Consider the following 11523-nt stretch of genomic DNA (forward strand, 5'->3'; position numbering starts at 1 on the left):
GACGTTCATACCATGCTTCTGTCCTTGCGGCTAAGGCACGGTTATAGACTAATCGAGCGCAACCCATCGTTCTTCTAAGCAAAGTTTCTTGCTCAGCAGTTGGATAGAATTGGTACTTGAAAGCTCTTTGAGTCATGTTTACATTATAGCATTTATTGTGTAAGGTATCTAATTTAATATAAAGCCGTGCTAGAAGCACGGGTTTTTTAACCCAGTTTTCCGATAACAAAACTTTAAAAATTGGGGATGTATTGAGCTAGAGCTATATTCTTGAGGCTTTAGTTAAAGCTTAACTATTAATTGCTATTTTTTGTATATAAATGCACTTAATATACGGGAGAGGATAATTCCTTAATTGTTAAGTTAAAGGTGCAATATGCGAGACTTTACTTATTTCCTGTTGGCTCAAACAACGGCAAAAAGTTCTGGCATTGAGGATTTACTCAAGCCCGATGGATTAGTATTTCAACTGGTTTTTGCGATCGCCATTTTAGTTGGTGGTTGGGTAATTGCGATATTTTTCTCTTCCATGACCGAAGGTTTACTAAAACGTACAGATATTGATAATAAACTGGCGAATTGGTTAACAGGTTCTCGTAGTAATAGCTTGCCAATTGAAAAATGGGCAGGCACTACAGTTTTTTGGATTATTATTCTTTTTACTTTAGTCGGATTTTTTCAATATCTCCGATTAGATGCTGTCGCAACTCCCCTAAATAGTTTGCTGGCTCAAATTGCCGCGTTTTTGCCAAAACTTGGTGGAGCAGCGATTTTGGCTGGGATTGCATGGGTTTTGGCTACTATTTGTAAAGCGATCGTCGCCCGCTTTTTGCGATCGGCTCAGATCGATAATAAAGTCAATGAGAGCGTTGGGGACTCTACCACAGAGGCAATGCCTCTGAGTGAGACGTTATCTTCTGCACTATATTGGTTCATTCTGTTACTGTTTTTACCCCTAGTGCTTGACACGTTAGGCTTAGTGCAAGCACTTCAGCCTTTACAAAATCTAGTTAATCAGATTTTAAGCGCTCTTCCCAAAATCCTGAAAGCAGCAATGATTGGTGGGATTGGTTGGTTAATTGCTCAAGCTGTGAAACGAATTGTTACTAACCTGTTAGCTACTAGTGGAGCGGATCGCTTTCTGCAACGCTGGACTCCCAATCAAACGGAGTATACGCTTTCGCAAGTAGTTGGGAACTTTATCTATGTATTAATTCTAATCCCCACGGCGATCTCAACCTTAGAGGCGTTAGAAGTTGGCGCGATTTCTCGCCCAGCGACGGCAATGCTCGATCAAGTTTTGCGCTTCTTACCTCAAGTCTTTGTGGCGAGTGTAATTCTTACGGTTGCCTATTTCCTCGGACAATTTGCCAGAGATATTATTTCGGGAATTCTCACAGGCTTAGGTTTTAACAATATTTTGCAATGGTTGGGATTTCCTGCGATCGCTTCGTCTTCACCCGTCGATACAGCGATCGCTGAAGATCGTGAACCGACCACTGCCCCAGCCTCGCTCCCTTCCCAAACTCCTTCGCAAATCGTTGGCATCATCATATTCTTGGCGATCATGTTAGTGGCGATCGCTACTGCCACCGATGTTTTGCAGATTAATGCACTTACGCGAATTGTATTTGGAGTATTGCTAGTGGCAGGGCAAGTGCTAAGCGGTGTCGTTATTTTTGCGATCGGGCTATACCTTGCCAATCTTGCCTTTAACTTAATTTCTAGTACTGGTGGAAGACAATCAAGAATCCTCGGTCATGCTGCGCGGATTTCGATAGTGGCGCTGATTACCGCGATGGCTCTGAAACAGATGGGTATAGCTAGTAATATTGTCGATCTTGCCTTTGGTTTATTGACTGGTTCGATTGCTGTAGCGATCGCAGTTGCCTTTGGACTCGGCGGTAAAGATATTGCTTCACAACAGTTACGTGAATGGCTAGATTCTTTTAAGCGTAACGATTAAGAGTTATATAAGTCTTATAGCAATAAAGAGATTCGCTAAGAGAATCTCTTTTTATGGCTTGGAATCCCTTAGAGACGATTTTCTATAAGTCTTGTTAGGACAAAATTAAACTCCAAAAGAGGGTTGCCGCGCTCCGCGCGGCAACCCTCTTTTGGAGTTACAAATCAAAACCCGTAAAGTTGTGCCCCGTAAGGGCGCAACTTTACGGGTTTTGGCAATTTATTTTGCGCAAGTACTTATGTCCTGATCCAGTTAACGGCAGCTGTAGATACCAATAGATCTCAATAAATCTAAACAGATCTAAACAAACATAGAGCCAGCACTGTATATTCCAGATGCGATCGCTTTATTAACTAAAGAATTTGCCCCGATTAAGGTTTGGGATGGAATACGCGCATCCTTCCCAATGGAAGCATATTCGCCAATATAGCAAGGAGCCTCTAAAATAGCTCCCTCATCTACCTTGGCAGTTTTAGCGACCCAAATTCCCTCATGGACTTGCTCGACGCGATCGCCAAAATCAAAGGGAACATTCTCTTGTAAAACATCCACTTGTGCTTGGTAATACTTTTCTGGAGTTCCCATATCCATCCAATATCCATCCCAAACAAATCCCATCATCTTCAATCCATTTTCTAGGACATTAGGGAAGACTTTCCGTTCAAAGCTTAAGGGCTCTCCTACGGGATAACTATCAAAAATCTTTGGTTCTAAAACGTAGGTTCCCGCATTAATGGTATTAATGCCTTGGGCGAGAAATTTTAACGCTTGGTCGGCATTGGGTTTTTCGCGAAAGGCTTGGACTTGATTTTGCGCGTTAATTTCTACTAAACCAAAAGGAGTGATATCGGGAACTCTCGTTAAGGTTAGAGTTGCATCGGCTGAAGTTTCTTGGTGAAACTTTATGAGGGCTAGTAAGTCTAAATTAGTGAGGACATCAGCATTGAATACAATCAATGATTCCCCCGTGAAATATGGCTCTGCAAGCTTAATTGCCCCTGCGGTATCGAGGGGAGTTGACTCTTCGATATAGCGGATTTTGACTCCAAAGCGATCGCCATCACCAAAATAATCGATGACTTGTCGCGCTTGATACTGCACGTTGAGCAAAATGTCGCACACATTAGCTTCACGACAACGATTAACCATCCATTCTAAAAAAGGGCGATCGATCAGAGGTAGCATCGGCTTAGGACAGCCATAGGTCAAGGGTCTGAGGCGCGTTCCTTTCCCACCAGCAATAATTACAGCTTGCATAGAGTTGTTGACTTGCGGTATATGTTGTTTGTTGAGCATTATAGAAGTACGGAGTGGTGTGTGAGCAATAGACCGATTACCGCATCCAAAATTCGGTCAGCCGATCCCACCAATCGTGCTGATTTGCCAGTTAACTCCTCAGAATCAAAGCAAATCTCAAAGCCAGCCGTGCCCAAAAATAAGCAAAAACGCATACCCTTCGCTAAAATTGGGTTTTCCCTGTCTTTATTACTATCCATCGGTGCGGGGACTTTACTGGGGCGGGTTATTCCGATCAATGCCATAGATTGGGGCGGTTTATTGTCTGGAAGAAAGCCTGAAGAGGTGTTAATGGAGAGCTTAGGGCGCAAATTAGAACGTCCCTATCAAATTTTGGTCTTGGGAGTGGATCGCGTTCTAGAAGCACCCCTTGGTTCGCCTGAATCCTTTAACGGTCGAAGTGATAGCATGTTACTGATTCGGTTTGATCCAGACACCCGTTCGGTGGATATTCTGTCAATTCCTCGCGATACGCAGGTGCCGATTCCAGGGTATGGTGTGACGAAAATCAATGCCGCTAATGTTTACGGTGGGGCAGCGCTTGCCCAAGAGATCGTTTCTGAAAAGCTCAATGACGTTGAAATCGATCGCTATGTCAGGTTAGATACCTCTGGGCTATCGGCTCTAGTCGATGCCCTTGGTGGAATTGAAGTCAATGTCCCTAAGCGGATGAAGTATGTCGATAAAACTCAAAAGTTGAACATTAATCTCTATCCAGGGTTACAAACTCTCAACGGCGAGCAGGCTGAGGGTTATGCCAGATTTCGGCATGATGAAGATGGAGACCTTGGCAGGATTCAACGGCAGCAGATCGTGTTGAAAGCACTGAAAGCCAAAATCGCTCATCCTTCGATCGTTATGCATCTGCCCGACCTGATTAACATCATGAAGAAGCATGTGGACTCAAATCTCAGTTTTGACGAGATGATGGCGATTTCCACTTTTAGTCTTACGGTTAAACCCGATCGCATTAAAGCTAACAGTTTAAAGGGCAGACCCAGCGAACCCAATGAGTTTCGCTATAGTTATTGGATTGTGAACTCTGATGATGTGGAGATGGCGATCGCGGGTAAATTCAAAACTAAGTAGCTAGGCATAAGTAAACTTAAAACCTAGAAGAGCATACCGCCCGCTACGCGGGCGGTATGCTCTCTGGTTTTGGTTTTTAATTATGCCGAACTACTTAGCTGAACGCTAAAAGCCCCCGAATTAATAACTTACTTTACAGGTTGTGAAGATTGCTTTACCAAGGCGCGATCGCTGATATAGGATCTGAGGCTAAGTTCTCAAACTAAAATCTCGTTATTTTTGCCTATCTTAACAAAGGTAAATTAAGGTCAGTCCATGAAAAGACTTTTTGCTCTCATTCTCGTTATTAGCCTGTGGTTTGGCTTTAGCCTTGCCTCAACCCCTGCCGCCTATGCAGAATTCTCCTTCAATGCCTTGACACCTTGTGCAACTTCTTCAGCTTACCAAGAGCGCTTGCAAGCAGAAGTTGATGGCTACACCGCACGTCTAGCTAAATTCAAGGCTGGTAGCGGTCCTGCTGAATATCTCAAGGGCAAAATTGCCCAAACCGAAGCTCGCTTTGCTAAGTATGCCAATGCTGGTTTACTTTGCGGTGAAGAAGGGCTGCCTCACTTGATCAGCGATGGTCGTTGGGATCGCGCTGGTGAATTCACAATTCCTGCTTTGCTATTCCTGTACATCGCTGGCTGGATTGGCTGGGTTGGTCGTGCTTACCTCATCGCTATCCGTAAGGATTCTGCAACCGCAGCTCAAAAGGAAATCCTCATCGATCTTCCTCTTGCTGTTAAGTTCATGTTGACAGGCTTTGCATGGCCTCTTGCGGCTCTCAAGGAATTTGGTACTGGCGAACTAGTAGCTCCTGAAAACGAAGTTACCGTATCACCTCGCTAGACCGCAAATAAATTTTAAGAGTTTTACTAAGTTAAGCTTTTAAAAATTTATCTATACTAAATTCTCCAGAGTATTGTCATACTGTGGAGAGTCCTCAAAATTATTTATAAGGAGAACTCCATTGAAAGGTTTCTTATCATCTGCTCCTGTATTAGCTGCGGTATGGATGACCATCACTGCTGGTGTATTGATCGAAGCTAACCGCTTATTCCCAGACACCCTCACCTTCCCTTTCTAAATTCATTTTCCTGAATTTATATTTGCATCTTGTTACAAGTGTATTCAGGGCATAGATAAAAAATATATAAAGATGGTCAACGCAATGCGTTGACCATCTTTATATATAGCCATCCCAGTTATATAGCAATATTATGAGATAGCTAGGACAAATCAAAAGCCCTAAATATGAGTGGCGGCGCTAAGCGCCGCCACTCATATTTAGGGCTTTATACCAATTTACGAAAGTGTGACAACACTTTTGTAAATTAAAAACTAAACCTCATAAGGGTTTTCAAGTTAAGAAAGGGCGTAGCCCTTTCTTAACTCGGTATTACGTTGTTATATATCTAAGTAGTTGGGCATAATTAAAACCCAGAATCAAAACCTGTAGCGCACGCACAGTGTGCGCTACAGGTTTTGGGATTTATATTTAATTGCGCCTAGCTACTCATATATCAAATAACAAAAAGATATTCAAAAAACAAATTGCTAGATTTTTAGCGCCATCGGTGCTAAAAATCTAGCAATCTGTTTTTTGAAAATTAAAAACACCTACAGTATTGAGGGAACTGAAAAATGCAGTTAGCTGATATCAAGAAATTACGTTCTATTAAATTATTTCTTAATTTATATAACCTCATTTTCAGACCGCTAAAAACTGAACAAGCCAACTACGACTATCTGCGATGGAATGGTTTGATCGATTTACTTTGGAGAGTAGGTGGTAACTCGACCCGTGCCTTTCTGACCAAAAAGTTTTTAACTAGCTCTCCCCATTACCTCTATCCGACCAACAAGCTTTATTTTTTGCCAGGAGAATATGAAGAGCGCCTTGACACTTTAAGGACTTCTCGCGCTGATATTGCCAATAATGTGATTGCGAAATTGGTCAATAGTGAGGATGAAGTACTAGAGTTTGGTTGCGGACATGGATTGATTGTGGGTGCGGTGGCTGGTTTTTGTAAACGAGCGATCGGCGTTGATGTCAGTAAAGCGATCGTTAGGGTTGCGGAGGAATTAAACCGTAATGTTAAAAATGTTACCTACGTTCAAGTTTCGGGACTAGATCTGAAACCGATCACTGATAGCTCACTCACCTTTGTTTATTCCATTGAATGTATCCAACATATTGAGAAAGTTCATGCTGTTACTTTTTTCCACGAGTTCTATCGTATTTTGAAACCAGGTGGTAAAGCCTTCATTCAATTTCCCGATCTAACTCGTCCTGCCGAGCTTGACGCTTGGATGGATGGAACTTGGAAAGTTCAGTCAGAACGTTCCTATGCCGATTTAACGATGATGCGAATTCGATATTATACGCCCGAAGAATTGAGGATTTTATTGACTAGAATCGGCTTTAGTAGCGTGATTTTTCTCGACTACGATCTGAATCCCGTCGAAAGTGCCTCTATATATTTCCTAGCAACTCGTTAATTCAAAAGTAAAAAATTAGTAAACAGGAAAGGATACTCCCTTCCCACTAAAGAAATAGACATACAAAACCAAGAATTAGCGTTGCGGCGCGAAGCGCCGCAACGCTAATTCTTCACTAGGAAGGGAGTAGGCTCGCCTATCCTGTTTACTGATTTTTTACTGATAATGTTCTGGGCGTAATTTTTGTAATTGCGTATTGGTGTAATAGAAGTTCAAGATGCGATCGCTCGACCATCCCAACCGCGCTAAATTGTAGGAACCTGTTTGGCTCATGCCTACGCCATGTCCTAAACCACCGCCGATAAATCTATAGCCAGTCAATACATTATTTTGATAAATGGGTTCTAGGCGAAAGAATGTACTGTCAGGGGGATCGAAAGCGTCAATGATCTCATCTTTTTTGACCGTAATTTTGCCATTATCTGTAGTGACTTCCATTTCCAGAACACGTCCAGAAGGCGATCGCTTCGATACGCGCAATTGTTTAATAACATTAAAGGTCGTGATGTTGTCTCCCGAAAAACGCAGAAACTTTTTCAAAGATATTTGTAATTCTTCGAGAGAGCCACTTTTGCTCCATCGTAGTGTGCGCCAACCCACCTCATTAAAACCTTCTTGCCGATCAAGGAAAGCTTTTAAGTTTTTGTCATCGGAAATATCTGCCGATCGCTGATTTTCAGGACGATTAGGAAGATCTAGCACTGATTGTAGGTAGGGGCGAGCCGTTCCATCCCACAGATCGTTGTAGTTGGCAGTAATGCCTCCCGTCGTAGAAGAGTAGAGGGCATCGATCACACGATTGTTATAGGTTAATACCAAACTTCTGGTATCCGCTACCGCTCGATCGGCAACTTCAGTCGTGTTCTCTAAGCCTCGATAAACTTGGCACTGAGTATCGGCACAAAGTTGATAGTCATCGGCTTTAAAGCGTTGCAAACTTGCTAATGCATAGGTTCTCGCCAGAATTGCTTGGGCTTGGACGGCTGCATAGGGAGCGTTATAGCCAATTTCATGGGGCACGACTCCACGTACGTAGGTTTCTAAGGGAACGTTGTTAATGAGGGTAAAACTCTGGTGGGCGTTGGGTTGTAATCTTAAAGTGCCAGCATAGGGGCGATTACTAATTTCGGCTTTATTCTCCTTTTGGTAGCTGACTTCCACCAGTCCCGAACTGCTACTAATATCAATGCGATCGCGATTGTAGCGAAAATCACCCACGATAAATGAAGCGATCTCTTTTTGTGGCAGAATGCGTCGATCGAGCTGAACCGTGAAATTGCCCTGCGATCGCAGGGTATAAAAAGCCAAATAGCGCAATAACATCGAGTCATACAAATCGCGCTTTGCCCAAACTTGCCAGCGTCTCGGCTGCGCAATTTCGGTTTGAAGCCCCTTTTGATTCCAATGAAAAGCACTTGCTGTGGCATTCTCAAAGCTGCGGTGGTTACTTAGAACTAGCTTCTCATCGAGAATTGGTTGAGTTAATTGCTGTGATGCGACTTCAATAACTAGGCGATCGCTCTTGATGGTTTGCGTACTTTTACCATCCGCTGAAGGGAAGGAGAGGGTGAGGGTGCTACCCGATGGGGCTTTGATGGTAAGGCGATCCTGAGGTCTTTCCCCAAAGCGCTGTACGATCCCTATTTTAAGTATGGGGTCTGATTCAGATTGAGCTTGTACTAGCTCGCCAGCAGTTAACGTAAACGAACAAAGGGTCACAATTACAGTTTGGCGAATAATACCGAGAGTTTTTAGCATATCAAGCCCAAAATGTCAGAAACTTAGCCATTTTATACCAATTTAAGAAATGGCGTAGCCATTTCTTAAATTGAAAACCCTTACTAGGTTTAGTTTTTAATTCACAAAAGTGTTGTCACACTTTTGTGAATTGGTATTACACACAATCTAGGAATAAATGGTAGTGCTAAATAGGTAAGGATGGGCGGCGCGAAGCGCCGCCCATCCTTACCCCAGAGAGAGGCGGCGCAAAGCATCGCCCTCCCCCTTAGAGATGACAGGGTATAATTGTTGCCTATCTCAATACAGCGATCGCAAATAATATCGCAAATAATTATGATTCCAGAATCGGGTGAAGGTTTTAAGTCGGGCTTTGTGGCTTTGGTGGGACGACCTAATGTCGGCAAGTCCACCTTGCTCAATGCCCTCATTGGTCAAAAAATTGCGATCACTTCGCCCGTAGCCCAAACTACTCGTAATCGCCTACGTGGGATTTTAACCTTAGCCGAAGCCCAGATCGTTCTTGTCGATACCCCTGGAATCCATAAGCCCCATCATTTACTCGGTCAGACAATCGTCAAAAATGCGATCGGCGCAATCTCTTCCGTTGATACCACCGTTTTAGTTGTCGATGGTAGCGATCGCATGGGAACAGGCGATCGCTTTGTTGCCGATACCATCTTGCAGAGTCGAGGGCCTACGATTCTCGGCATTAATAAAATCGATCGCTTAGATGAAAGTATCGATACGGTTAGCAGTTATGAAAGCTTTGCTGCCGAAAATGGCTGGCAAGTTGCGAAGTTCTCATCGGTTACGGGCGAAGGTTTAGAAGCTTTACAAACCATGATGTGCGATCGCCTGCCCCTTGGTCCTTACTATTACCCTCCCGATCTCGTTACCGACCAACCAGAACGTTTCATTATGGGTGAGTTAATTCGCGAACAGATTCTCTTACTCACGCGCGAAGAAATTCCCCATTCTGTTGCCGTAAGTATCGATCTAGTGGACGAGCAACCCAAAATTACAAGAGTTATGGCAACCGTCCATGTGGAAAGAGATTCCCAAAAAGGAATTTTAATTGGGAAGAAGGGACAGATGCTGAAGGAGATTGGCACAAAGGCAAGAGAACAAATGCAAAAACTGATTATGGGTTCAGTGCACTTAGAAATCTTTGTCAAAGTTCAACCTAAATGGCGATCGTCTCGATTTCAACTATCCGATCTTGGCTACCGCGTAGAATAGGTAAAAAAGATGATTGGTGGCGCTTCGCGCCATCAATCATTTTTTAACCCAATAGAGAGTGGCGGCGCTTCGCGCCGCCACTCTCTATTGGGTTTGATTTCCTGACTTAAGTGACTATAGCTATAGTTAAGAAATGGCGTAGCCATTTCTTAACTTGGTATAAATCAAGCATTGCTATACAGGAAGTTTTCCATTTCTTGAGGAGATACATTTACAAAGAGATTGTTTTGGAGGCGTTCCTGCAAAGCCTGACTCCGCGACGTAAGCGCATCGACCAAGCGTTCTCTAAAAGCAAAATTATCCTTAGTATGATAGCGGATCTCTAGTTTGAGAATGGTCTGAAGATCGCTAACTGAGGACTCGGCATAGCGCAGTGAATATTGCTCGGACAATTGCTCAAAAATTTGTTCTAACTCCTCCATCAGAATTTGCTCTTGGAGAAATTCCGAACCGTGATTCTCCAATTCTAGGGTCACATTTTCTTTGCCAAGCAATTTCACAAAGTCGCCTTGAGCAAATGCTGCTTTCGGATTAAAGGGACGGCGATCGCAATATTTTCTAAGGATAAAATCTGGCAGACTTCTAAGCACATGCCTTAAATAGATTGCATCGCAAATTACCCCATCAAAGCGAGTATGGCGATCGATCGTCCAGCCTTCAATACAGGCATTACTTAGATTTGCCGAACTAAAATTGGTGCTGAGGGCTTGCGATCGAAATAGATCTGCGCCATTAAGATTGGCACTAGTGAGGTTGGCGTGAGAGAGGTTAGCGTTAAATAGTTTTGACTTACTTAGATTCGCATCACTGAGATTAGCTTCAAAAAGATTTGCAAAATCTAGATTAGCTTCACTGAGATCGGCTCCACTAAGATTTACAGCTTTGAGATTGGTTTGATTGACGTTAATAAAAGGAACGTGAAGGCCAGTGAGGATTGACTGAATATTTTTTGCTTTGACAAACTCTGGAATAGCTGGGCTGAGGTTAGCCTTGTGCAAATTAGCGTTGCAGAGGTTTGCCCCCGTCAGATCTGCTTCACAGAGGAGCGTCTCAATCAAAATGGCATTTTGGAGAGAAGCATCCTGAAGTTCTGTACCACTTAGAGATGCGTTGCTTAGATTTGCCGAGTTGAGGTTTGCTCCCCTTAGCTTTGCCCCAAATAAGGTTGCCTCACTCAGATTTGCACCGCTGAGATTGATTTCACTCAGATTTGTGCCGCTGAGATTTGCTTTGTGAAGGTTTACCCCATGAAGATCTGCTCTCCTCAGGTTAGCCCCTGCCATGCTAAATCTTTGTCCCTTCGTTCCGTGACTCTCTAGCCATAATTGGTGCTTGGCTAAATTATCCTTTAGAAATCCTCTAAAAATAGACATATGCTAAGTCTCTTTTCTCGAAAGATATAGAAATATTATATAGAAATATTATTTTTAAATATTTCTATATCTTTCTAAATATTTAGAAATATTTAGAAATAATGTCAGTTCGGGTTAAGCTGGCAAATTTTCAAACCCCAAAATAAAAGCCTTGCTACGCAAGGCTTTTACTTTGGGGTTTTGAGAAAGGGTTTGCGTAGCAAACCCTTTCTCAAAATCCGTTTCAAATTATCCTGAACTCACGTTATACCAAGTTAAGAAATGGCGTAGCCATTTCTTACAGCGCTTTGCGCTCAAACCCAAACCAAGGAAATTTTTGAAAGCGTTGCTTCGCAA

10 protein-coding genes are annotated in these 11523 nt (G+C 43.0%); 6 read left to right on the forward strand and 4 right to left on the reverse strand.

Annotated elements, in window-relative coordinates:
• Window positions 1-136: helix-turn-helix domain-containing protein (locus tag PSE7429_RS24600; RefSeq protein WP_148285836.1), on the reverse strand; the 136-nt coding region annotated here is incomplete at its 3' end.
• A 240-nt stretch (window positions 137-376) separates the two neighbouring features.
• Between PSE7429_RS24600 and PSE7429_RS17165 the strand changes: the two genes are divergently transcribed.
• Window positions 377-1966: a mechanosensitive ion channel gene (locus tag PSE7429_RS17165; RefSeq protein ID WP_009628559.1), complete on the forward strand. Its 1590-nt coding sequence runs from the start codon at window positions 377-379 to the stop codon at window positions 1964-1966.
• Between the two features lie 300 nt (window positions 1967-2266).
• On the opposite strand, the gene PSE7429_RS17170 is transcribed toward PSE7429_RS17165, so the two are convergent.
• Window positions 2267-3223, reverse strand: coding sequence for a sugar phosphate nucleotidyltransferase (locus PSE7429_RS17170; RefSeq protein ID WP_009628560.1), 957 nt, complete (start codon window positions 3221-3223; stop codon window positions 2267-2269).
• A 60-nt stretch (window positions 3224-3283) separates the two neighbouring features.
• Here PSE7429_RS17170 and PSE7429_RS17175 point away from each other — a divergent pair, with 60 nt between their 5' ends.
• From PSE7429_RS17175 to PSE7429_RS17185, 4 genes are all read left to right on the forward strand, one after another.
• On the forward strand, window positions 3284-4351 hold the full coding sequence (locus PSE7429_RS17175; RefSeq protein ID WP_233424381.1) for an LCP family protein: 1068 nt from the start codon (window positions 3284-3286) through the stop codon (window positions 4349-4351).
• Window positions 4352-4606: 255 nt separating this feature from the next.
• Complete coding sequence (locus PSE7429_RS17180) at window positions 4607-5182, forward strand: photosystem I reaction center protein PsaF subunit III (protein WP_009628562.1); 576 nt, start codon at window positions 4607-4609, stop codon at window positions 5180-5182.
• A gap of 121 nt (window positions 5183-5303) precedes the next feature.
• The gene (locus PSE7429_RS24605; protein WP_071590168.1) at window positions 5304-5420 is read left to right on the forward strand and encodes a Photosystem I reaction center subunit IX; all 117 of its coding nucleotides are present in this window, start codon (window positions 5304-5306) and stop codon (window positions 5418-5420) included.
• 557 nt (window positions 5421-5977) lie between these two features.
• The gene (locus tag PSE7429_RS17185) at window positions 5978-6835 is read left to right on the forward strand and encodes a class I SAM-dependent methyltransferase (protein WP_009628563.1); all 858 of its coding nucleotides are present in this window, start codon (window positions 5978-5980) and stop codon (window positions 6833-6835) included.
• Between the two features lie 156 nt (window positions 6836-6991).
• Here the strand turns inward: PSE7429_RS17185 and PSE7429_RS17190 are convergent, their stop codons facing one another.
• Window positions 6992-8593 (reverse strand): SpoIID/LytB domain-containing protein, encoded by a 1602-nt coding sequence (locus PSE7429_RS17190; RefSeq protein ID WP_009628564.1) that lies wholly within the window; start codon window positions 8591-8593, stop codon window positions 6992-6994.
• Between the two features lie 315 nt (window positions 8594-8908).
• Between PSE7429_RS17190 and era the strand changes: the two genes are divergently transcribed.
• The gene (gene era / locus PSE7429_RS17195) at window positions 8909-9814 is read left to right on the forward strand and encodes a GTPase Era (RefSeq protein WP_009628565.1); all 906 of its coding nucleotides are present in this window, start codon (window positions 8909-8911) and stop codon (window positions 9812-9814) included.
• Window positions 9815-9978: 164 nt separating this feature from the next.
• On the opposite strand, the gene PSE7429_RS23825 is transcribed toward era, so the two are convergent.
• On the reverse strand, window positions 9979-11187 hold the full coding sequence (locus PSE7429_RS23825; RefSeq protein ID WP_009628566.1) for a pentapeptide repeat-containing protein: 1209 nt from the start codon (window positions 11185-11187) through the stop codon (window positions 9979-9981).
• Between the last annotated feature and the right edge of the window lie 336 nt (window positions 11188-11523).

The sequence above is a fragment of the Pseudanabaena biceps PCC 7429 genome (assembly GCF_000332215.1).
GTDB lineage: Bacteria > Cyanobacteriota > Cyanobacteriia > Pseudanabaenales > Pseudanabaenaceae > Pseudanabaena > Pseudanabaena biceps.